At 70.9% G+C, this 22,048-nt stretch carries 23 protein-coding genes and 1 pseudogene; 19 read left to right on the forward strand and 5 right to left on the reverse strand.

Annotation, left to right across the window (positions count from 1 at the left end):
* Nucleotides 1-31: 31 nt before the first annotated feature.
* From lepB to GA0111570_RS12425, 6 genes are all read left to right on the forward strand, one after another.
* Nucleotides 32-799: a signal peptidase I gene (gene lepB / locus GA0111570_RS12400; protein WP_425438624.1), complete on the forward strand. Its 768-nt coding sequence runs from the start codon at nt 32-34 to the stop codon at nt 797-799.
* On the forward strand, nt 799-1,449 hold the full coding sequence (locus tag GA0111570_RS12405) for a ribonuclease HII (RefSeq protein WP_092611653.1): 651 nt from the start codon (nt 799-801) through the stop codon (nt 1,447-1,449). Before lepB ends, GA0111570_RS12405 begins: the two co-directional genes overlap by 1 nt.
* Entirely contained in the window at nt 1,446-1,754 is a 309-nt protein-coding gene (locus tag GA0111570_RS12410) for a DUF2469 domain-containing protein (RefSeq protein ID WP_092611656.1), read from the forward strand. The genes GA0111570_RS12405 and GA0111570_RS12410 overlap by 4 nt, the downstream gene beginning before the upstream one ends.
* A 108-nt stretch (nt 1,755-1,862) precedes the next feature.
* A complete protein-coding gene (locus GA0111570_RS12415) occupies nt 1,863-2,249 on the forward strand; it encodes a YraN family protein (protein WP_092611659.1) in 387 nt (128 codons plus the stop codon).
* Nucleotides 2,246-3,859 carry a YifB family Mg chelatase-like AAA ATPase gene (locus tag GA0111570_RS12420; protein WP_092611662.1) on the forward strand — a complete coding sequence of 538 codons (1,614 nt, stop codon included), beginning with the start codon at nt 2,246-2,248 and terminating at the stop codon, nt 3,857-3,859. The genes GA0111570_RS12415 and GA0111570_RS12420 overlap by 4 nt, the downstream gene beginning before the upstream one ends.
* Nucleotides 3,859-5,034, forward strand: a complete 1,176-nt coding sequence (locus GA0111570_RS12425) for a DNA-processing protein DprA (RefSeq protein WP_092611665.1) — start codon at nt 3,859-3,861, stop codon at nt 5,032-5,034. Before GA0111570_RS12420 ends, GA0111570_RS12425 begins: the two co-directional genes overlap by 1 nt.
* Nucleotides 5,035-5,066: 32 nt before the next feature.
* Here GA0111570_RS12425 and GA0111570_RS17700 read toward each other — a convergent pair whose 3' ends face one another.
* Nucleotides 5,067-5,339, reverse strand: a complete 273-nt coding sequence (locus tag GA0111570_RS17700; protein WP_175557477.1) for a GNAT family N-acetyltransferase — start codon at nt 5,337-5,339, stop codon at nt 5,067-5,069.
* A gap of 172 nt (nt 5,340-5,511) precedes the next feature.
* On the opposite strand from GA0111570_RS17700, the gene GA0111570_RS12435 reads away from it, so the two are divergent.
* The 7 genes and pseudogenes from GA0111570_RS12435 (at nt 5,512) to GA0111570_RS12455 (ending at nt 10,578) form a co-directional block, all read left to right on the forward strand.
* Nucleotides 5,512-6,660 (forward strand): cystathionine gamma-synthase, encoded by a 1,149-nt coding sequence (locus GA0111570_RS12435; RefSeq protein WP_092611670.1) that lies wholly within the window; start codon nt 5,512-5,514, stop codon nt 6,658-6,660.
* Nucleotides 6,661-6,808: 148 nt separating this feature from the next.
* Complete coding sequence (locus tag GA0111570_RS12440) at nt 6,809-7,705, forward strand: aminotransferase class IV (RefSeq protein ID WP_092611673.1); 897 nt, start codon at nt 6,809-6,811, stop codon at nt 7,703-7,705.
* A 48-nt stretch (nt 7,706-7,753) separates the two neighbouring features.
* Nucleotides 7,754-8,014 carry a hypothetical protein gene (locus GA0111570_RS17375; RefSeq protein WP_139283238.1) on the forward strand — a complete coding sequence of 87 codons (261 nt, stop codon included), beginning with the start codon at nt 7,754-7,756 and terminating at the stop codon, nt 8,012-8,014.
* A 1-nt stretch (nt 8,015) separates the two neighbouring features.
* Complete coding sequence (locus GA0111570_RS12445) at nt 8,016-8,489, forward strand: hypothetical protein (RefSeq protein WP_092611676.1); 474 nt, start codon at nt 8,016-8,018, stop codon at nt 8,487-8,489.
* Nucleotides 8,490-8,572: 83 nt separating this feature from the next.
* Nucleotides 8,573-8,788 (forward strand): hypothetical protein, encoded by a 216-nt coding sequence (locus GA0111570_RS12450; protein WP_092611679.1) that lies wholly within the window; start codon nt 8,573-8,575, stop codon nt 8,786-8,788.
* Between the two features lie 149 nt (nt 8,789-8,937).
* A pseudogene (locus GA0111570_RS18340) lies at nt 8,938-9,459 on the forward strand (hypothetical protein); the annotation flags it as partial.
* A gap of 18 nt (nt 9,460-9,477) precedes the next feature.
* Nucleotides 9,478-10,578: a hypothetical protein gene (locus GA0111570_RS12455; RefSeq protein ID WP_342689714.1), complete on the forward strand. Its 1,101-nt coding sequence runs from the start codon at nt 9,478-9,480 to the stop codon at nt 10,576-10,578.
* Nucleotides 10,579-10,629: 51 nt separating this feature from the next.
* Here the strand turns inward: GA0111570_RS12455 and mqo are convergent, their stop codons facing one another.
* Complete coding sequence (gene mqo / locus GA0111570_RS12460) at nt 10,630-12,177, reverse strand: malate dehydrogenase (quinone) (protein WP_092611681.1); 1,548 nt, start codon at nt 12,175-12,177, stop codon at nt 10,630-10,632.
* A 279-nt stretch (nt 12,178-12,456) separates the two neighbouring features.
* On the opposite strand from mqo, the gene GA0111570_RS12465 reads away from it, so the two are divergent.
* From GA0111570_RS12465 to GA0111570_RS12485, 5 genes are all read left to right on the forward strand, one after another.
* Entirely contained in the window at nt 12,457-12,807 is a 351-nt protein-coding gene (locus GA0111570_RS12465; RefSeq protein WP_217634149.1) for a metallopeptidase family protein, read from the forward strand.
* On the forward strand, nt 12,804-13,853 hold the full coding sequence (locus tag GA0111570_RS12470; RefSeq protein ID WP_092611684.1) for a tocopherol cyclase family protein: 1,050 nt from the start codon (nt 12,804-12,806) through the stop codon (nt 13,851-13,853). The genes GA0111570_RS12465 and GA0111570_RS12470 overlap by 4 nt, the downstream gene beginning before the upstream one ends.
* A gap of 205 nt (nt 13,854-14,058) precedes the next feature.
* Nucleotides 14,059-16,452 (forward strand): bifunctional polysaccharide deacetylase/glycosyltransferase family 2 protein, encoded by a 2,394-nt coding sequence (locus GA0111570_RS12475; RefSeq protein ID WP_139283240.1) that lies wholly within the window; start codon nt 14,059-14,061, stop codon nt 16,450-16,452.
* 50 nt (nt 16,453-16,502) lie between these two features.
* Complete coding sequence (locus GA0111570_RS12480; RefSeq protein ID WP_139283241.1) at nt 16,503-17,606, forward strand: hypothetical protein; 1,104 nt, start codon at nt 16,503-16,505, stop codon at nt 17,604-17,606.
* 10 nt (nt 17,607-17,616) lie between these two features.
* Nucleotides 17,617-18,255, forward strand: coding sequence for a hypothetical protein (locus tag GA0111570_RS12485; RefSeq protein WP_175557478.1), 639 nt, complete (start codon nt 17,617-17,619; stop codon nt 18,253-18,255).
* Between the two features lie 28 nt (nt 18,256-18,283).
* Here the strand turns inward: GA0111570_RS12485 and GA0111570_RS12490 are convergent, their stop codons facing one another.
* Genes GA0111570_RS12490 through GA0111570_RS12500 form a run of 3 tightly spaced genes read right to left on the reverse strand, consistent with a single transcriptional unit; the run spans nt 18,284 to nt 21,217 of the window.
* Nucleotides 18,284-19,345, reverse strand: a complete 1,062-nt coding sequence (locus GA0111570_RS12490; RefSeq protein ID WP_092611693.1) for an LLM class flavin-dependent oxidoreductase — start codon at nt 19,343-19,345, stop codon at nt 18,284-18,286.
* 38 nt (nt 19,346-19,383) lie between these two features.
* Nucleotides 19,384-20,391, reverse strand: coding sequence for an MsnO8 family LLM class oxidoreductase (locus GA0111570_RS12495; protein ID WP_092611696.1), 1,008 nt, complete (start codon nt 20,389-20,391; stop codon nt 19,384-19,386).
* The gene (locus tag GA0111570_RS12500) at nt 20,369-21,217 is read right to left on the reverse strand and encodes an AfsR/SARP family transcriptional regulator (RefSeq protein WP_092611699.1); all 849 of its coding nucleotides are present in this window, start codon (nt 21,215-21,217) and stop codon (nt 20,369-20,371) included. Before GA0111570_RS12500 ends, GA0111570_RS12495 begins: the two co-directional genes overlap by 23 nt.
* Before the next feature lie 367 nt (nt 21,218-21,584).
* On the opposite strand from GA0111570_RS12500, the gene GA0111570_RS12505 reads away from it, so the two are divergent.
* Nucleotides 21,585-21,938, forward strand: a complete 354-nt coding sequence (locus GA0111570_RS12505; RefSeq protein ID WP_092611702.1) for a hypothetical protein — start codon at nt 21,585-21,587, stop codon at nt 21,936-21,938.
* Nucleotides 21,939-22,048 lie beyond the last annotated feature (110 nt).

Genomic DNA, 22,048 nt, shown 5'->3' on the forward strand with positions numbered 1-22,048 from the left:
CGACTGCGCCCGGGGAAGGAATCCGATCACGGTGGAGAACAACAGCGAGTACGTGCCCAGTACTGGGCATCGCATCTGGCGCGTCGTCAAGGAAGCCTTCATCGTCCTGTTCGGCGCGCTCGTCGTCTCCGCGGTCCTGCAGCACTTCGTCGGACAGATGTTCATCATCCCGTCCGGCTCGATGGAGAACACCCTCAAGGTCGGGGACCGTGTCATCGCGGAGAAGCTCACCGACGTCAAGCGCGGCGACATCGTCGTGTTCCGCGACTCGGGCGGATGGCTCGGCCCGCACCCGATGGTCGAGCGGACCGGGGTCGGCAAGGCCCTGGAGTTCGTCGGGCTGCTGCCGGACACCTCGCAGAACTACCTGATCAAGCGCGTGATCGGGATGCCGGGCGACACCGTGCTCTGTTGCGACGCGGAGGGCAGGATCACCGTGAACGGCTTCGCCCTCAACGAGAAGGCCTACCTGTACCGCTCCGAGGAGGGTGAGCAGGTCACACCGTCCGACGTCGCCTTCCGCGTCGTGGTGCCCCAGGGGCGGATGTTCGTCATGGGCGACCACCGCAATGCCAGCGCCGACTCGCGCTGCCACCTGTCCGACGGGGTTCCCGGCCAGCCCCAGGGATCCGATGCCTTCGTCCCGCTGAGTGACGTGTCGGGCACCGGGTGGGCGATCTTCGCCCCCTTCAACCGGACCCGGCTGCTGCCGACCCAGGACGCCTTCGCGAACGTCCCCGCGCCCGTGGCGCCCGCGCCCCAGCGGGGCGTCATCGAGCCCGCCGGCGTCACCTGCTGATGTCCACGTCCCTGGAGACCTCGGTCCCCGACCTGTACGGGTACGAGCGCGCCCTGGTGGCCCGCGGGTTCGGCCCGGTGGCCGGAGCCGACGAGGCGGGTCGTGGTGCCTGTGCGGGTCCGCTGGTGGCCGCTGCGGCGATCCTGGACGACTCCGTCGGTGCGGAGATCCCCGGCCTTCGTGACTCCAAGCTGATGACCCCCCGGCAGCGGGACGTCGCCTTCGATGCGATCCGCGAGCAGGCCGTGGCCTGGGCGGTGGTGGCGATCGCGCCGGGAGAATGCGATCACCGGGGCCTCCAGCCGGCCAACCTCGAGGCACTCCGGCGGGCCCTGCTGCGCCTCGACGTCCCGGCCCGCTACTGCCTGACCGACGGCTTCGCCGTCGACGGGCTCGGCGTCCCCGGGCTCGCCCTGTGGAAGGGGGACCGGGTGGCCGCCTGCGTCGCCGCCGCCTCGGTGCTGGCCAAGGTGACCAGGGACCGGATCATGGTGGCGATGGAGGAGGAGTACCCCGGCTACGGCTTCGCCCAGCACAAGGGCTACTCGACGCGGATCCACCAGGACGCCCTGGAGCAGCTCGGCCCGTGCCCACAGCATCGGATGAGCTATGACAACGTCATCCGCGCGGCTAGGCTGGCCACACGATGAGCGCCGAGGACCTGGAACAGTACGAGAGCGAACTCGAACTGCAGTTGTACAAGGAGTACAAGGCAGTCGTCGAGATCTTCACCTACGCCGTGGAGACGGAGCGCCGCTTCTACCTCTGCAACGGCGTCGACCTGAAGGTGCGCACCGAGGGCGGTGACGTCTACTACGAGGTCTCCATGGCCGACGCGTGGGTCTGGGACATGTACCGCCCGGCGCGGTTCGTGAAGAGCGCCAAGGTCCTCACCTTCCGGGACGTGTCGATCGAGGAGATCGACCATTCCGACCTGAACGTACCGCGTCCCTGACCTCCTGCGCCCACAGCCCCCGCGCCGGCGGCGTGGTTGTCCACAGCCGGACCAGTCGATAGCACCCGTCTCCCGGACCCGGACCATCCTCTGGCCGGAGGTGTGGTCATGGATGCACAACAGGAGCAGGAACGACGCGTCGTCGCCGGCTGGGGTGAGGACCTCGCGGCGCAGACCCTCGAGGCCGACGGCATGGTCGTGGTCGCCAGGAACTGGCGGTGCCGTGCCGGCGAGGTCGACATCATCGCGCTCGAGGATGATCCGGACGATGGCACGGTGCTCGTCGTCTGCGAGGTGAAGACGCGCGTCGGGTACGACTTCGGCGACCCGCTGGAGGCGATCACCCCACAGAAGATGTCACGGATGCGGACCGTCACCACCGCCTACCTGGCCGAGGGGCGGGTCCGGGCAGCCCGGGTGCGGTTCGACGCCGTGGGCATCGTCGTCAGCGGCGACCGCCCGCCCGTGCTGACCCACGTACGGGGGATCGCATGACCGCCCGCCCGGACCTGTCCCCACCCGAGGTCTCGTTGCCGGCACACCGGAACGCCCGGCCGCCGCGCACCGCAGTGGCGCACTCGATCGCCCTGATCGGCATGGACGGCCAGGAGGTGGAGGTCGAGGCGATGATCGCCGCCGGGCTGCCCCGCACCATCCTGGTCGGGTTGCCCGATGCCGCCGTCTACGAGGCGCGTGACCGCTGCAAGGCGGCCGTCGCGGCCAGCGGTCTGTCGTGGCCGCCCACCGCCCTCACCATCAACCTGACCCCGGCCAGCCTGCCCAAGGCCGGATCCCACCATGACCTCGCCATCGCGGCAGCCGTCCTGGCGGCGTCCGGAACTGTCCCCGAGGCAGCCGTCCGGTCCGTCGTCATGCTCGGCGAGCTCGGACTGGATGGACGGGTCCGGCGGGTCCGGGGACTCCTGCCCGCCGTCCTCGCGGCCCGCTCGCTCGGCCACCGGACCGTGGTGGTCCCGGTGGGGCAGGGGGCCGAGGCGCGCCTGGTCGAGGGGATCGCCGTGAAGACCGCGGCGAGCCTCACCGAACTGGTGGCCCTGCTCCGCGGAGAGGCCACGCCCCCGACGCCGGTCGAGGAGACGTCGCCCGAGGAGCCGGCCGAGGGCCGGGAGGAGCCGGACTTCGCGGACGTGGTGGGGCAGGGCCAGGCCCGGTGGGCCGCGGAGATTGCCGCCGCCGGGCGCCACCACCTGATGCTCACCGGACCACCGGGAATCGGCAAGACGCTCATCGCCTCCCGGATCCCCGGGATCCTGCCCGAGCTCGACCTGAGCGGGGCCCTGCAGATCGCAGCGGTGTCCTCACTGCTGGCCCAACCCGTGCACGGCCTGGACCGGCGACCCCCGTTCGCGGCACCGCACCACTCCTGCTCGGTTGCTGCGATGGTCGGCGGCGGGGCCCGCCTGGCCCGGCCCGGCGCGGTCTCGCGTGCCCACGGCGGGCTGCTCTTCCTGGACGAGGCGGCCGAGTTCAGGCCGAACGTCCTCGATGCGCTGCGGACCCCGCTGGAGTCCGGGGAGGTGGTCCTGTCGCGTTCGCACGGCGATGCGCGCTACCCCGCACGCTTCCAGCTCGTCCTGGCCACCAACCCTTGTCCGTGCGGCAACGCCGGTGTGGTCGGCCGGGAGTGCCGGTGCTCGCCGACCGTGGTGCGCCGCTACCGCGGACGGATCTCCGGACCACTGCGGGACCGGATCGACATCACCGTCAGGATGACACCACCGCCCTCCGCCTATCTGGCCCTGGGGGCCCAGCTGCCGACTCCCGAGTCGTCCGCCGTGATCGCCGTGCGGGTCGCCGAGGCCCGCGATCGGCAGTCCCGGCGACTGGCCCGCACACGGTGGGCGACCAACGGTGAGGTACCCGGCTCCTACCTGCGTAGCCACCTGCCGCTGCCGGAGGCGACCCACCTGCTCGACGAGGCGACGATGCGGGGCCTGTTGAGCAGCCGGGGGGTCGAGCGGACGCTGCGGATCGCGTGGACGGTCGCCGACCTCGCCGGCCACGACCTACCGGATGCCGACGACCTGCGGATGGCCCTGGCCCTGCGCCGCGGCGAGACGTACGCACTGCCCGGGGGCCGGTGATGGCTGCCCCCGACCAGGATCAGGAGTACTGGACGGACGAGCGCAGCGCCAGACTCGCCCTGGCCCACGTGGTCGAGCCGGGGGACCCCGGCACGGCGGAGCTGGTGGCGACGTACGGCGTGCTGGATGTCTGGCATCGGCTCCGGGCCCGCGGCTCGCGGAGCCGGTGGGCCGGCCGGGCGGCCGCCTTCGACCTGCGGGCCGCCATCGAGCGGACCCGGGCGTGCGGTGCGCGGTTCGTCGTCCCCGGGGACGAGGAGTGGCCCGGCCAACTGGACGTGCTTGCGGGCTGCGAGGCCGTGCAGGACCGGACCGGGCCACCGATGGGGCTGTGGGCCCGCGGGGCCCGGGACCTGGGGGCGGTCACCGCCCGAGGCGTGGCGATGGTCGGCTCGAGGGCCTCCACGTCGTACGGCGAACACGTCGCCCTGCAGCTCGGCCACGACCTGGTCGAGAGTGGGATCCCTGTGGTCTCCGGAGCCGCGTACGGGATTGACGCGGCGGCACACCGGGGTGCACTCAGTGCCGGTCCGGGCGACGACGGGCCGGTGACCGTGGCCGTACTGGCCTGTGGCGTTGACCAGGTGTACCCGGCCGCGCATGCCGACCTGTTGGCACAGGTCGCCGCGCGGGGAAGCGTGGTCTCGGAACTGCCGCCGGGGGAACATCCCACCCGGCTCCGGTTCCTGGCCAGGAACCGGCTGATCGCCGCGCTGTCGCGGGCGACGCTGATCGTGGAGGCCGCCTATCGCTCCGGGGCACGCAACACCGTCACCTGGGCGCAGGCCTGCGGCCGTCCGGTGATGGCGGTGCCGGGGCCGGTGACCTCGGCCCTGTCGGTGACACCGAACCGGCTGCTGCGCGACCACGAGGCCGAGCTCGTCTCCTCGGTGGAGGACGTCCGGGCGCTGTTGTCCCCGACCGGGCAGGACACCCTGGTCGGCCACCAGGAGCCGCCGGCACCGATCGACCTGCTCGGGGAGACCGAGAAGGTCGTCCTGGAGGCGCTACCCGGGCGCGGCTCGGTCGGGCTCGACGAGCTGTCGGTGCGCGCAGCACTGCCACTGGCGAGGTGCGCCGCGGACCTGGAGGCGCTCAGTGCCAGGGGACTGGTCACCGAGACGCTGATGGGGGAGTGGCAGCTGACCCACCGCCACCTGGTCCGCCGGGCGTGAGCCCGGGGCCAGGTGCTGGTGGGACCGGTCCGTCAGAGGACGTCGCTGTACTCGGGATGCTGGTCGATGAAGAGCTTGGCGTACGAGCACTTCGGGTCCACGACCAAGCCGCGGGTGCGCGCCTCGTCGAAGACGTGGCGGGTGAGGCGCCGGGCGATGCCCTGCCCGCGGAAGTCGTTATGGGTATGGGTGCTCTCGATGACCAGCTTCTTGCCGGCCAGGGAGTAGTCGAGGGTTCCGACCACGTCGTCACCCAGGATCGCCTGGTAGCGGTTCTGGTCGGGCTGGTGGGTGAAGGTCGGCATGTTACTGTTCCCGTCGCTCGAATCGGCTGGAAACGGTGGGACAGCGGTGGCGCAGGTTTCCTTGTGCAGGTTACCCGCCGCCGGGGTCCATTCCAATCCTCGTGCCCTCGCGACTGGCGGGCACCCGTTCCAGCAGCGGTTCCGGGATGGTGCCATTAGGTACGGTGTCCCCATGGAATACGGCTTCAGCACCCGGGCCATCCGCGCCGGCCAGACCCCCGATCCCACGACCGGCGCCGTGGTGCCCCCCCTCCACCTGACCTCCACGTTCGTGCAGGACGGTGTGAACGTGCTGCGCGGGGGGTACGAGTACTCGCGCGCAGGGAACCCAACCAGGGACGCGGCAGCCACCCAGCTGGCGGCGCTGGAGGGCGGTCGGCGTGCCTTCATCACCGGCTCCGGCCTGTCCGCCACCGACCTGGTGCTGCGGACGCTGCTGCGTCCGGGCGGGCGGGTGCTGATCGGTGCCGACGCCTACGGGGGCACGACCCGCCTGCTCACCCAGGTGCTCTCGACCTGGGGGATCGAGGTCGTGACGGTGGACGCCTGCGAGCCGGCCGCGATGGAGAGCTCGCTTGCGGCGCCCGGCGCACAGGACCAGGTCGTCTGGGTGGAATCCCCCTCCAACCCGCTGCTGCGGGTCTGTGACCTGGCCGCCATCGCCGCCATCGCCCATTCCCACGGCGCCCGGATGGTGGTCGACAACACCTTCGCCTCCCCGTACCTGCAGAACCCGCTCGCCCTGGGTGCCGATGTGGTGGTCCACTCGACCACCAAGTACCTCGGCGGGCACTCCGACCTGGTCGGTGGGGCCGTCGTCCTAGACGACGAGGAACTCGCCGAGGCGATCGGCTTCCTGCAGAACGCCGCGGGCTACGTGTCGTCACCGTTCGACGCCTGGTTGCTGATGCGTGGCATGAAGACCCTGGCGGTCCGGATGGACCGGCACTGCTCGAACGCGATGCGTGTGGCGCAGTTCCTGCAGGACCATCCGCGGGTCTCCCGCGTGCACTACCCGGGGCTGGCCTCCGACCCGGGTCACGAGGTGGCAGCGCGCCAGATGCGTGGCTTCGGCGGTATGGTCTCCTTCCGGCTGGCCGGCGGACGCGCCGAGGCGCTCCGGGTCGCGGAGGCGACGCGGATCTTCCTGCTGGCCGAGTCGCTCGGCGGCGTCGAGTCGCTGATCGAGCACCCCGCCGCCATGACCCACGCCTCCGTCGAGGGCACCGCCGCCGCCGTCGACGACGACCTGCTGCGCCTGTCGGTGGGCATCGAGGACATCGACGACCTGCTCGCGGACCTGGCCCAGGCGCTGGGCTGATCGTTCCCTGACCGTCCCCACCAGGGACGGCCCGGACAGCATCCCCACGGCAGTGACGTGTTGAGTGTGTCCGGCGCACAATGGATGCCACCGGTCGGGCCCTGACCTACGCGGATCCGACCTCCGGTGGCCCGGACGAGGAGTGACCATGGACAGCGTGCTGGTGATGATCGACCACCCGGACCGACCACGGCAGGACCCCGCCGAGGCGCTGCGCCCCGAGGATGCGGCCGATCCCCAGGTGCTGGTCAACGACCTGGGTATCACCCGCGGCGACGGCATCTTCGAGGTCGCCGGCTCGGTCGACGGCCGGGTGCACGCCCTCCAGGCCCACCTCGACAGGTTCGCCCGCTCCGCCCGGCTGATGGACCTGCCGGCCCCGGACCAGCCCGTCTACCGGGCCGCCGTGCACACCGCGCTCGGCCGACTGGCAGCCCGCCTGCCCGGTCGCGAGCTCTCCTGCAAGTTCATCATGACCCGTGGCCTGGAGTACCCGCCCGGCGCGCACGGCCCGACCGGCTGGGCGGTCGCGATGATCGCTCCGGACTACCGCCCGCAACGGCGGGCAGGGATCGTCGTGGTCACGCTGGACCGTGGCGTGCGCCGCGACGTCATGCAGACCTCGCCCTGGCTGCTCGCCGGCGCCAAGTCCTTGTCGTACGCCGTCAATCGATCGGTGGTCCGCGAAGCGGTCCGGCGCGGGGCTGACGACACCCTGCTGGTGTCCTCGGACGGCTACGTCCTGGAGGGCCCCTCCGCGTCGTTCCTGGCACTGATCGACGGTGAGGTGGTGACCCCGCCGGCCTCCGACGGCGTGCTGCCCGGCACCACCCAGGCGGATGCCTTCGCCTGGTTCGCCCAGCAGGGCATCCCCACCCGCGTACGGTCGATCGACTGCGAGGAGCTCGCCGGCGTACGGTCCGCGTGGCTGACCTCCAGCACTCGGCTCGCCGCGCCGATCCGTGAGCTCGACGGGCGACCCCTCGACTTCGACCCCGACCTCACCGCACGCCTGAACGAGCACCTGCTCGGCCGCGACGGCTGAGCCCGCGACGGGCCTGCTGGCCGGGCCCAGCGCGGGTACGCTGCCACCATGGGTGAAGTCCGCTGGTTGCACCCCGGCGACAGGTTGCTCTCCACCGACCCGATGTCGTGGAGTTTCCGTGACCTGTGTCAGGCCGCTGCAATGCTCGACACCGACGACCGCATGGTCGAACACCTGGCGCACCACGCCACGCGTCCGGAGGTTCGCCGGCGCCTGGCGGTCCTGCTGAGGTTGATCGACGACGAGGGCGCCACGGCACCGTTCAGCCAGGCGGCCCGGTCGCACCTGAACAGGCTGGCGGCGGACTGACGTGTTCGGCCTCCAATCCGGGTGGGAGGCCTGGTTGGTCGCCTTCGGGCTGCTGTTCGCCCTGCTCGGTGTCGGCGCGTTGGCCCGCAGGCGCCACCATCGCGGCTGGCTCGACCCGGCCGACGAGCACGAGGTGGAGGAGTTGTTCGCCCACGTCGACGAGGAGGCCGACCAGGCCGCACTCCTGGTCCGGGTCACCGACGACCTGGAGCGTTTGATCGCCCGGCGGACCCCGTTGCGGGTGGTCCGGGCGGCGCCGCGCAGTGGACTGGTCCGGCTCGGGTTCGCCGACTCGACGGTGCTGGTCGCCAGTAGCCTGCAGCCGACCGAACTCGCCGCGTTGGTCCTCGTCGTCGCCGACCACCATGTGGTCCCGATCACCTACCTGGCCGACGTCGACGGGGTGCGAGTGCTGCTGGGCTGGGAGACCGGAACGGCCTCCCTGGTCGTGCTGGGTCCGGACCAGGCCGACTGATCGGGCCCCCCTACGCTGGTCCGCCCCGCCGTTCCGGGGGAGGATGGAGCTGCACACGTAGGCGAGCGAAGGGCACACGCGACATGTCCAACGAGATCGAGTTCGTCAAGGGCGTCAACAAGCTGCACGCCTTCTACACCGAGCACGTGCGGATGCTGGCCCATGCGTACGACCTGAGCGATGAGCAGGCGGCCAGGGTCCTGGACGACTACGGCTACCACAATGTGGCGCGGTCCATCCTCTACCCGCCTCGGGTGCAGCAGATCCCGGACGGAATGGACGACGATTCCGGTCTGTGACGACCCTCCCGGTAGTGTCGCCCTGACCATTCGAGCGGCGGGGAGACCACCGGTGAACACGAACCACAACAGCCCCGCACTGTGGGACGACCAGCACCACTTCCGGTGGTCCCTGGAGCGGCTGGCGAGCGAGTCCCCTCGACGCCGCCGGGACCTCCGCCGATCCGCGCGCCTCCCTGATCGGGTTCCCCCTGGGGGTGCCTGGTGAGGTTGTCCTGGAGCCGTTGCGGGGTGCCTTCGACACCGAGCCGCTGGCCGGCGTGCTCGAGCTGGCCGCGCGACGCTTCCGCGGCCACGAGGCGCAGGCCGACGCCCCTGAGGACCCGGCCCTGCGGGCCTCGTTCCTCAACGAGCTCGCCGAGCACTGCCGGGTCCTGGTCCTGACCGAGGCCCTGACCGCGGCCGCACGCACCGGTGACCGCCGCTACCTCGTGGGTCGGTCCGCGATCGTCGGCGACCACCGGATCTTCCCGGTCATCTCGGTCGAGCGCGATGCCTGGTACGAGGCGCCGATGCTGCACACGCCGGCGGACGTCCTTGACCCGGTCGAGCGCAGCTTCACCGAATCCGTGGTCCGGGCCGCCCTCGACGTCGCGACGTACGAGCTCGGGCGCCGCGAACCGCTCGGCGTCACCAACGTCGAACCGGCCACCATCCTGCACGCCGCGGCCGATTCCTTCGTGGCCGGGGTGCTGCGGCTGACCGGCCAGGAGTTCGGCCAGGGCGCCCGGCAGGCGATCGACCTGGTCTCCGCCCAGCCGTACGAGGGCCGCGCCGGCGTCGGCGGGGTCGTCCTCGCCCGCCCCGGTCATCCGGATGTCGCGGTGGAGATCGAGTTCGAGGCGCCGGTATCGGTGCAGACCACCGGTTCGTTCCGCAAGGTGCTGGAGATGGCCGGCCACGGACTGTCCCTGCTCAGCGACGGCCGGGCCGTCTACGGTCTGGGCTGGCTCGATCCCTCGTACGACTCCGCCCGCCAGGACTGCTTCGTGTGCAGCATCAGTCGCACCGGGACCTGGGAGCTGTGGCACGGCACCACTCCGTACCTGCGCGTGGACAACGGGATGCCCTCACTGCCGCGCGAGCAGCTGGGCGCCGACGAGTTCGCCGACGTGGTCGACCGGGTCTTCGGCGACATCGACGGCCGGGACGCGACACGGCTGTGGGACGTGGCGGATGCGTGCGCCAAGCAGGCCCACGGCACCATGGTGGTGGTCCATCCGGACGCCGCCACCGAGCGGGAGCGGCTGATGCCGCAGGCGTACGCGATCCGTCCCGCCCGACTGGCCGGGCGGGCGTTGCAGGCTGCGACCTCCATCGACGGCGCCGTGCTGGTCTCACCGGACGGACGTTGCCACGCGGTCGGGGTGATCCTCGACGGCCAAGCCACCGGCACCGGTGACGCGTCGCGGGGCTCGCGGTACAACTCGGCGATCCGCTACCTGGCCGGTGCCGGCAAGGGCTCGATGGTGATCATCGTGAGCGAGGACGGGCGGATCGACCTGTTGCCCCGGCTGATGAAGCGGATCCGCCGTTCGCACGTCGAGCGGGTGGTCGAGCGGCTGGTCGGGGCCTCCGGTGACGGCACGGACTTCGAGACCTTCGCCCGGCTCGACCGGTACGCGCAGGGTCTGGAGTTCTACTTCGACCAGGCCCAGTGCGACGCGGTCAATGCGGCCCGGGAGCGGGTGGAGGAACGCCAGTGGACCGAGGAGGGGATGCGGGTCACCACCGTCCCCATCTCACCGGACCCGGCGATGGACCCGAGCTACTACCTGGTCGAGGGCTGAACGCGCGAGCGGCGCCCCCCGGCAAGGGGAGCGCCGCTCGTGGTCGATCGATCAGACGCCGTCAGGCTTGGCCGGAGGCGTCAGGTTGAGCACCTTGGCGGTGTGCGTCATGACCTCGTAGGCCTTGGCCGGGTCGTCGGAGAGCTTCTCGCCGTACGTCGGGATGACCTCCTTGATCTTCGGACGCCACCCCTCGATCTGCTCGGGGAAGCAGCGCTCCAGCAGCTCCAGCATGATCGGCACGGCGGTCGAGGCGCCCGGGGAGGCGCCCAGCACGGCGGCCAGGGTGCCGTCGTTGGACGTGATGACCTCGGTGCCGAACTCGAGCTTGCCGTGGCCCTCGGCGTTGGTCTTGATGATCTGGGCACGCTGGCCGGCCTTGATCATCCGCCAGTCGGTGATGTGCGCGTCCGGCGCGAAGTCGCGCAGTTCGTTGAGCTTCTGGCGCGGCGTCATGAAGATCATCCCGGCCAGCATCTTGATCAGGGGGATGTTCTCCCGGCCGACGTTTAGCACGGCCAGGAGGTTGTGCGTCCGGATCATCTTCGGCAGGTCGAGCAGCGAGCCGTACTTCAGGAAGCGCGGGTCGACGCCGGCGTACGGGCCGAACAGCACCGAACGGTTGGTGTTGATGATCCGGGCGTCCATGTGCGGGTTGGACATCGGCGGCGCACCGACCTTGGCCTTGCCGTAGACCTTCACCTTGTGGGTGTTCACGATGGTCGGGTCCGTGGTGTTCAGGAAGGCGCCGGAGACCGGGAACAGGGCGTAGCCCTCGACTTCCGGGATGCCTGCCTTCTGCAGCATCTTCAGTGCCCAGCCGCCGGCACCGTTGAACACGAACTTGGCGCGGACGAACTTGTCCGGGCCGCGGCCCTCGTCCCGGCGGCGGTGGTCGGCGACGCGCAGGGTCCAGCTACCGTCCGAGTTCTGCTTGAGGTCGGTGACCTCCTTGGAGGTCTCCACGAACACGCCGTGGTACTCGAGGTAGTTGAACATCTGCCGCGTGACCGAGCCGAAGTTCACATCGGTGCCGGTCGGGTCGTACGTGACGGCGATGTGCTCCTTCGGGTCACGCCCCTGGACGATCAGCGGCGCCCATTCCTTGATCTTCTCCTGGTCGTCGGAGAACTCCATCGCCGCGAACAGCGGGTTCTCCTTCAGGCCCTCCCAGCGACGACGCAGGAAATCGACGTCCTGGTCGCCGTGCACCAGCGACATGTGCGGGGTGGGGTTGATGAAGGTCTCCGGGTGGCCCAGCACCCCGGTCTCCACGAAGTGGGCCCACAGCTGGCGCGACACCTGGAACTGCTCGTTGATGTCGATGGGCTTGGAGTTGTCCATCGTCCCGTCGGACTTCTCCTTGGTGTAGTTCAGCTCGCAGAGGCCGGCGTGGCCGGTGCCTGCGTTGTTCCAAGGGTTGGAGGACTCCTTGGCCACCTTGGGCAGACGCTCGAACCCCATGATCGTCCAGTCCGGCTGCAGCATGTGCAGCATCAGGCCGAACGTGGCGCTGAGGACGCCACCGCCGATCAGTGCGACGTCGACCTCCTGTGCCTCGACGGGCCACTTACTGGGCTTGCGCTTGTCGAACGCCACGACTGCTCCTCACGAAATCCATCGAACAAAGGCGGTGTCCGAGGCCACACCCCCGGCTTGCCACCGAGGATTGCAGTCAACTGCACGACACCGTGCTCCCTGACCGGGGCCGGAACACGGCCACCTGGTGAAGGATGTGCGTTAACTACGCTACGACCTCTGGTGCAACTGGTTCCAATCGCGGTACCACCCAGAGGGTCGATGTGATCATCCTCACATACGCGTGTGCCTAGGCTGGAGGCGCATGGTGGACGTGGGGGCGTCGTGGGAGGAGGAACCGTGCTGGAGATCTCGCCCGAGGAGTTCGAGGCGTACGTGGACGCGGCCATCGAGACGGTTCCCGACGCCCTGCTGGACCTGGTCGAGAACTGCATCCTGGTGATCGAGGACGCGCCTCCTGCCGGTTTCCCGCCCCTGCTCGGCTACTACGAGGGGATCGCCCTGGACCGCCGCGGCCATGACTACTCGGGGGTGCTGCCCGATCGCATCGTCATCTTCCGGGAACCGCTGCTGCGCTTCTGTGCCACCCGTGAGGAGTTGCAGGAGCAGGTGCGGATCACCGTGGTGCACGAGATCGCCCACTTCTTCGGCATCGATGACCGCCGTCTGGACGAACTGGGCTACGGATGATCCTCGACCGGGTCGTCGCCGCCTACCGTGCCACGGGTGCCGACCTGCCGTGGGGGGACCCGGTCCGCGCCCACGGGGTGGCGATGGAGGGCTACTTCTGGCGGTTCACCGATCCGGAGCGGTCCCGGGTCGTGATCGCCCTGATCGGCGTGAACCGGGGGCCGCGCGGACCGTGGTCGACCGTCGCCCTGGCCGGCAGTGATGGGTTCCTGCGGACCGCCGCGGTGCGGGGCGGCCTGGCCGATCCGGTGGCGGGGGCGTCGGTCGGTTCGGTCTTCGCCGCCGACGATCGTACGGTCCGGGTGGACCTCGGGCCGGGGGCGAGGATGGACCTTCGGCTCGAGGCGGTGGTGCCGTGGCCCGGGCGCGTCTTCGGCGGCTCGAGCGGGTTCCAGCTGGTCCCCGGACTCAACCAGTACTGGCACCCCTGGCTGCTGGGTGGACGAGCCACTGGCGAAGTGGTGCTGGGGGAGTCCGTGTGGCGGCTGGACGGGGCACAGGTATACGCAGAGAAGAACTGGGGCCGGGAGGGGTTCCCGGATCGTTGGTGGTGGGGGCAGGCGCATGGCTTCGCCGAGCACGATGCCTGCGTGGCTTTCGCCGGCGGGCAGGTCCGGGCTGGGCCGGTGGCGACGACGGTCACCGCCCTGGTCGTCCGACTGCCGGACGGGCGCGTGCTGCGACTGGGCAACCCGGTCTCCAGCCCCGTCGTTGCTCGGGTAGGTGGAGGGGGCTGGCTGCTGTCGGGCCGGGCCCGCGGCCGGGGGTGGCGGGTCGACCTCGAGGCGCAGGCGCCGTACGCGACGGCGCACGTCCTGCCGGTGCCGCTGCCCAGCGAGGATCGCCAGGTCCCCGGGGCCGTGGAGCACCTCACCGGCACCATGCGGGTCCGGGTGTCCCGGGGCGATCGGACAGTGTGGTCCGGTGAGAGTCGGCTGGCGGGCCTCGAGGAGGGTGGCTTCGAGCTGGCGGCGCGGGAAATGGCCGGCCGGAATGCCGATGCTGCCGCCACGGGTGCCGGTCCACGTGGATCCGGGGTGGTTTGACTGCTGGGCCGGTGGCCGACTCCGTGTGCCGTCAGTGACAGTCAACCTCAGGATGCCGCCAATTGTCCACCGACTATTGGCCAGGCGGCGAGACACGCCTAGACTTATCGACATTCATGGGGTGGGGTCCGAGCGGACCTCCTTCGGTTCCAGTGGGCCTGGTTGGACACCCCTTCGAGTGTGACCGACACCTGGGGGTGACTCGGTGTTCGACAAGAGCCAGGAGGCGGTGCGCACGGTCGCGCGCCAGTACGAGCGGAGCGGACCGGTGTTCGCGGATGCGACCGGACGCCGGTGGAGGCGGGTTCGCCGCGTAGTCGCTGTGCTGCTCCTGCTGGTCGCCGCGCTGGTCGCGTACGCCGCGCCGAACCTGTACCGCTCACCCCTCCCCGGAAGCCTTGCGCTGGTCTCGCCCATCTCGGACGCCGAGCTGGGGGACGCGGTCGCGGTCCTGGGGACGGGGCCGATGGACCGGCTGCTGCGGGTGCGCAGGGTGGGGTCGGAGGTCGTGGGGACCGATGTCCGGAGCGGGCAACGGATCGTGACGTTCTCCGGGAGTGAGGCCGCCGCTGCCTTGAAGTCGGGCTTCGTTATCTGGCGGTACGGGTATCCCGCCACTGAGGGACGGACCATCTCCCTGACCTTCGACGACGGCCCCGATCCGGTCGTGACCCCCCAGTTGCTCGACGTGCTCAGCCGCCACCACGTGCCGGCGACCTTCTTCGTCGTAGGCCGCCAGGTCGCAGGGAATCCCGCCATCGTCGAGCGGATGTCGCGCGAGGGCCACGGTATCGGCATCCACACCCTGACCCACCCCGACATCGCGCACCAACCCGACTGGCTGGCGCAGTGGGAGCTCGTCTCGACCCAGCGGATGATCCGCGCCGCCACCGGGCACGACGCCACCTACTGGCGGATGCCGTACGACTCCCCGGATCCCACCGACCAGCAGGCCACCGTGAACGGCCTGGCCCGGGCCGACATCCTCGGGTACCGGCACGCCTCGTACGACTTCGACTCGCTGGACTGGTTCGTCGAGTCCAGGGCCGGGCAGACTGCCGCCGACATCAAGCTGCCGCCGCTGGACGGCTCGGAACCGCATCTCACGGTGCTGCTGCACGACGGCGGGGGTGACCGCCGCGAGACCGTCCGCTACGTCGAGCGGCTGATCAGTGCGGCGCAGGCGCAGGGCTACACGTTCACGTCCATGCCGCAGGTCCAGCCGGCCCTCGCCGACGGGAACCAGCCGGTCGTCGTCACCGGGTGGGACCGGCTGACGCTCGCCCTGGGCCAGGCGATGTTCGCGCTGCCCCGGGTCACCCTGGCCGGACTCTTCTGGTTCGCCATCGTGTCGGTGGTGCTGGTCTCGGTGACCAACCTCGGCCTGGCCCTGGTGCGTCGCGCCCACCGGTCCCGGGCCGTCTGGCCAGCGCCCGATGACATGGGCCCGCGCGTCTCGGTGGTCCTGGCCGCCTACAACGAGGAGCCGGTGATCGCGCGGACACTTCGTTCCGTCCTCGCCTCGGACCACCCGCTGCTCGAGGTGCTGGTGGTCGACGACGGGTCGGCGGACAGGACGTCCGAGGAGGTCCTGTCCGTGGCAGCCACGGACCATCGGGTGCGACTGCTCAAGCAGGACAACTCCGGCAAGTCCGGCGCGCTGAACAACGGCGTCCGACAGTCGCGGGGGGACGTCGTGGTGACGCTGGATGCGGACACGATCGTCACCCCGGCGACGATCACCAGCCTGGTCCGGCAATTCGCCACGGACACCTCGGGACGTCTCGGCGCAGTGGCCGGGGTCGTGCGGGTCGGCAACCGCCGCCGCAACCTCCTCACCCGCTGGCAGGCCCTGGAGTACATCACCCAGATCGGCATCGACCGCTCCGCCCAAGACGCCCTCGGCGCGATCTCCATCGTCCCGGGTGCCTGCGCGGCCTGGCGGCGGGAGGCGATCCTCGACGCCGGCGGGTACTCCGAGGACACCCTCGCGGAGGACTGTGACCTGGCCCTGATGCTGCACCGACGCGGCTGGCGGGTCAGCCAGGACGACGACGCGCTGGCCTACACGGAGGCCCCGGAGACCGCTGACGACCTGCTGGCACAGCGGACGCGCTGGACGTACGGCACGTTGCAGGCCATGTGGAAGCACCGCGGGATGGTGCTGCGACCACGGTACGGGTGGCTGGGAATGTGGGTGATGCCCAACTACGTGCTCTCCATCGTGGTGCCCGTCCTCTTCCTCCCGTTCATGGCGTTGATGACCTTCGCGGCGCTGGAGAACGGCGCCCTGCCGATGCTGGCGCTCTACTTCGGGTCCTTCGTCGCGGTCCACGCACTGGTCGCGCTCGTGGCCGTCCGGCTGATGCGGGAGGACCTGGACAACCTGGTGGTCGTCCCCGTCTATCGATTGCTGTACGAGCCGTTGCGCGCCTACCTGCTCTACTCGTCGATCCTGCTGGCGATCAAGGGCGTGAAGGCGGGATGGAACAAGCTGGCCCGTACCGGCTCCATGGATGCCCACGCCCTGACCGCCTCCCAGCGCGTCGAGCCCGTCCCGGCCCGGGCGTACCGGGCCGAGCCGGAAGGGACATCGTGACCGCGCCCGCCGGGGCCATGGGGCGATGGGGGTCGGCGGCGGAGGAACGGGTGGCAGATCCCCTTCCCACCCCCCGGCGACAGGTCACCGGCGTGCAGCGACCGGGCCGCCCGGCTCGAGGGCGACCGCGATGCAGCCACGGACGCGACGACCGCCACCCCGACGACCGCTACCTGGCCATCGTGGTCGGTCTGGCCGTGCTGACGACGATCGTGCCGACCATCTACACCGAGCAGGCCTGGCTCCCGGTGGTCGTGCCCGGCACCGCCCTGGTCGTCGCGGGGCTCGGGGCCTGGACCTCGCGGGTCCTGCGGCGGCACGAGGGGGCACCGGTGAGGGCCACGACCGCGATCCTGGCTAGGATCCTCGCGCCCCCGATCCTGCTGGTCGGCGTGGCACTGCCCCTTCGGCAAGCCATGGGCCTGGTCGTCGTGCCGCGGCTGGAGGACCTGGCCGATCCGTCGATCGACGGCGTGGCGAGGGCCGCGGTGCTGGCCGCGATGCTCGTGCTCTCCGTGTGCTCCGCCCCTCTGGTGTGGCTGTTCCGCCACTGGCCGCGGGTGGTCGGGGCCGTTCCGCTGGTCGTGCTCCTGGTCATGTCCACCGGATTGATGCACGTCGAGATGGTTGCGGCCCCGGCGGTGTCCGCCCTGGTCACGTACGGCACGGCGTGGTTCCTCGGGGTGGCGCGGCAGGAGGGGACCCTGGGCGCGGTCCGGGCCTGGAAGGTAGCCGCCGGTGCCTCCCTGCTGGTCGCCGCAGGGATGGGCTGGACGCAGTTCCATCGCGACCCGGTGCTTGGCGCCGACGTCACCCGCACCCCGATCGCCGCCGCCCTGATCGGGACCGGCCTGGTCCTGGTGGTCCTGCGGATCCGAGCGGCGGAGGCGAGTCGAGCGCAAAGTGTGCGCATCAGCGGACTGATCGCGCGCCGGCTGGTTACGGTCTACCTGTGGCTGGGCTGGTCGGCGACGGTGGTGATGACCGCCCGATCGCTGCTGGCGATGCGGGTCGGTCTCGACCCGGGCGGAGGTCCCGGTGTCGATGTCGCCCTGGCGCTCGTCTGCACCGCCGTTCCGGTGGTCGTCCTCGGCGCGGCGGAGGCCTTCCTGGCACGTCGGGCGCTGCAGCGCAGTACGCAACCATCGGAATGAGGGATAGCGGATGAGTTCTCGGGGTCGACGGGGGCGCAGGCGCGTCGCGCTGGCGGCACTCCTCGGTGCGGTCGGGACAGGGGGGTGCGCGGTCCCGGGTACCCCGCAGCCCTCGCCCTCAGCCCTGCACGAGGGCGAGACGCTCACCTCGACCATGTACGTGACCGCGTACAGCTGGTATGACAACACCCCGACCGGAGCGCGGATCTCGCACCCGGTGCTGCACAAGGAGGCAGGCGGGACGGGTACCTACGACGATCCGGTGACCGTCGCGGTCGGCCACCAACGGCTGCCCGATGCGCACGTCCTGGACCACCCGGCGGGCACCCGCTTCTACCTCCCGTTCGCGCAGCGGTACTTCATCGTGGAGGACACCTGCGGGGACGGGCCCTCGCCCCAGAACGGTCCCTGCCACCGGCTGGACACGCCGACCAACCCGGCTCCGCAGGGGGCCACCGGATGGATCGACGTCTGGCTGGACGGACATGACCTGCCGCGCGCCACCGTCAAGGACTGTGCTCGCTCGGCCACGGGAATGCACGTGGTGGTGATCGATGCCCGCCCCGGCTACCGGGTCGCACCCGGGGCGGGGCTGATGCACGACGGGGGCTGCGACGTCGGACACGGGGAGATTCCACTGCCCCAGTAGGCCAGCCCAGCAGGCCGGGGCCGGCTCGTCAGCGCGCGGTGTCCAGCTCCCGGCGCACCACGGGCAAGACCTCGGTGGCCAGCAGTTCGACGGCATCGGCGGTCATGGCGAACGGGAGCCCGCCCAGGCCGATCTGGGCCAGGAAGCGGCGGTGTCCCAGCAGCTCCGCTTCCCAGAGGATCTTCTCGACCACCTGCTGCGGGCTGCCGGCGAACAGCGCCCCGCGGGGGCCGGCCCAGGCCTCGAAGGCGTCGCGCGGCAGCGGCGCACCGTGCGCGCCCGGCATGTTCTCGCCGATGTAGCGGCTGTAGTAGGGGTAGAAGTCGTCGCGGGCCTGCTGGGACGTACGGGCCACGTGGACGTGGCTGGTGACCCCGAGGGTCAGTGACCCCGGCGCGTGGCCGTGCTCCGCCGCGGTCCGCCGGTACAGGTCGGCCAGCGGGACGAAGCGCTCGGGCTGGCCGAGGATCGCCAGGTACATCGGCAGCCCGAGGCGACCGGCCCGGACGACGCTGGCAGGGGTCCCGCCGACGGCGATCCAGACCGGCAGCTGCTCCTGCACCGGGCGGGGGTAGATCCCGGCATTGTCGAGCGCCGGCCGGAACCTGCCCTGCCAGGTCACCTCGGGGGAGGCGTTGATGTCCAGCAGCAGCTCGAGCTTCTCGTCGAAGAGGGCGTCGTAGTCCTCCAGCCGGTTGCCGAAGAGCGGGAAGGACTCGACGTACGCGCCACGTCCGGCGGTGATCTCCGCCCGGCCCTGCGAGAGCAGGTCGACGGTGGCGAAGTCCTCGAAGACCTTCACCGGGTCGGCGGTCGACAGGACCGTGACGGTGCTGGTCAGCCGGATCCGCTCGGTCGCCTGGGCGATCGCCGCCAGCACCACCGGGGGAGAGGCGATCGCGAAGTCGGGCCGGTGGTGCTCGCCGACCCCGAAGACATCCAGTCCGGCCGAATCGGCCAGCACGGCCAGGTCGACGAACTCGCGGAGCCTCCGGGCGGCCGGCAGCAGGTGTCCGGTGCCGGGATCGCGCGTGAGCTCACCGAAGGTGAACAGGCCGAGCTCGAAGGAGGCGTGCGGGTCGGTTGTCATGACTCCATCAGACCGCAAGCTAGTTGAAGAGTCAATATTTATGCTGGCCGGCGGTTCGCGCCGGCCACCAACTCGTACATCCGGATCCGCTCGGCGAGCCCCGGACAGGTCGTGGTGAGGACGAGTTCGTCCGCGCCGTAGACATCGGCCAGTTCGGTCAGGCGAGCCATGACCCCGCCAGGGTCCCCGGTCACCGTCGCCCAGGGCATGGACTCTGCACAGGCCCGCTCCTCGGGGGAGCGACGGTGGCCGGCGAGGTCGGTCCGGGACGGGTAGGTGTCATGGGGCCAGCCCTCGGAGGTGGGCCCGGATTCGCGGCCCTGGATCGGCCACCAGACCGCGGCGGCGAGTTCCTCTGCCTCGACCCTGGTCGGGGCGCAGCTGATCCGGACGGCGATGACCACCTGGGGATCGGAGCCGAAGGGACCCGGGCGGAAGGCCGACCGGTACTCCTCGACGATGTCGGGCCGCGGCGACGGGTGGGCGAACTGGGCGAAGGCGAAGGGCAGCCCGAAGGAGGCGGCGGTCCGCGCGCCCCCGCTGGAGGAACCCATCAGCCACGGTTCGGGCGGGCTCGCACCCAGCGGCACGGCCATCGGGGCTCCCGATCCGGCCGCGTGTCCCAGCAGTTGCAGCAACTCGGCGACCTGTGACTCGTACGCCTCGGTGGTGGTGCCGTACGCGGGGAGGAGCGCTGCCGTGGCCGCGGCGGTGCCCTGGCCCCGGCCGATCCCGAGGTCGATCCGCCCGGGGGCGAGCGCCGCCAGCAGGCGATGGGCCTCGGCCGTTCGTAGCGGGCTGGTGTAGGGGAGCAGGGTGCAGCCGGTCCCGACGCGCAGCGTCGTCGTACGGGCAGCGATGGAGGCGGCCAGCACGTCCGGGGCGGCGCATGCCCGGGACGGGTCGCCATGGTGCTCGGCCACCCAGAACCGGTGGTAGCCCAGGCCCTCCAGGGCCACGGCGAGGGTGACACTCTCCCGGACAGCCGTCGGGGCATCCAGGTCACGGAACACCGGCAGCTGGTCAAGCGCGCTGAGCGTGAGCACGTCGCCCTCCTTCCGGGGGCCCTAGCCGACGAGCCGCCCCGGGCGGGAGCATGGCCCACAGCTCCTCGGAGGGGGTCACTCCCAGCTCGTCCCACAGGCGCGCACTGAAGGATGCGTGGAACCGGCGGGCCTCGACCGCGTTGCCCGCCCTCAGGTGGGTGGCGATCACCGCTGCCGCGGCACTCTCGCGCAGCGGTTCCATCCGTGCGACCTCGAGGGCCACCTGCAGGGCGAGACCGTGCTGGCCCCGATCGTTCAGGCTCGCGCACAGGGCCTCCAGGGCATGCAGCCGCAGCAGGCGGACCCGCTCACGCGGATCATCGAGCCAGTCGTCGTACCAGCCGGGCAGGAGCTCGGCCCCCGTGCAGGCCCGCAACAACTGTTCCCCGGTGCCGTACGCAGCCGGCTGCGGGTCGCCACCCATGAGGGTCCAGGCCAGGCGTCGGAAGCGATCGAGGTCGACCTCGACGTCGGGAGCCAGCCGAGCGCTGCCCCGGGTGACCGAGAGGCAGTCGGGGCAGGTGTGGGTCAGGGTCCACAGGGCCGTACGCAGTGAGGCCCGGGCGCACTTCTCGGTGTTCTCCGGCCAGAGGTTGCCGCACAGGACGTTGCGGTGGGTCGGGCCGATGACAGCCAGGTAGGCCAGCAGACGTTCGCACACCCCGGGGAGCGGGATGCTCTGGCCGTCCAGCTGCAGGTCGAAGGTCTGCAGGACGTGCAGGCGAAGTAGACCCGGCCGCTGCTCGTGCTCCTGCTCTCGCGGCGGCCTCGGCGTAGCGGTGGGGGTGGCGGTGGCCGACTGTGCTGTCGGAAGGGTGCTTCTCATGCTGGTTCTCCCGCGGACGGGTGATCTCGGTCTTCGACGGGCGTGCGGCCCGGTGCCGGGCCGCACGGGGCGCAGGTGGCGCCGGCGTGACGTGGTGGGGAAAGAGCCGTGTGGTGGGGAAGGAGAGGTGCTGAAAAAGGTGAGGACGAGAGCCGGGTCTCGACTCCTCGAACTCTAGGCCGCCGCCGACGCCCGCCGTCATGACCTTTCGGCTACAGCGGACCACCGCACTGACGAGCCCCTGACGAGTCCCTGACGGGCCGATGACGGTGTCGTGATGATCCGTGGATGCCCGGCTGACGGGGCGGGGAGTGAGCTGGAGCACAGGCGAGGGGAGGTGCCCCTCGCACCACGACCGGAGGTCGACATGCCCGAAAGCAGTGACGCCCAGCGTCTCCAGGAACTCGAAGCGCGGCTCAACGCCCTCGAGGCCGCCAGCGGCAAGCAGGATTCCCCATCCGCTCAGCAGCAGTCCGATACCGCCAGGACCGAGGGCCAGGCAGCCCTCATCCAGGCCTTCCTCCAGGGCGCCCTGATGGGCAACGCCCTCAAGGACGCCACTCCCGGCGGTGCCGCCGGCGGGGAGGGCGCGGCGCCCCAGTTCCTGTCCATCTTCAGCTGTGGTGGCGGGGGTGGCTGGTCGCCGACCAACTACGACTCGGTCTTCTGGTGCAAGAGCCGGTTCATGTGCAACCCGACCTCCCTCTCCTGCCTCTGCTGAGCCGCAGCCCCCACGACGCCGTCGACCGTCGCGTCTCCCCCCGACGCGACGGTCGACGGTACCGGCGGAATCGGTGACCCGGCACAACCGCCCTCCCGAAACCTGAACCG

This window comes from Raineyella antarctica, assembly GCF_900092135.1.
In the GTDB taxonomy this organism is placed as follows: Bacteria; Actinomycetota; Actinomycetes; order Propionibacteriales; family Propionibacteriaceae; genus Raineyella; species Raineyella antarctica.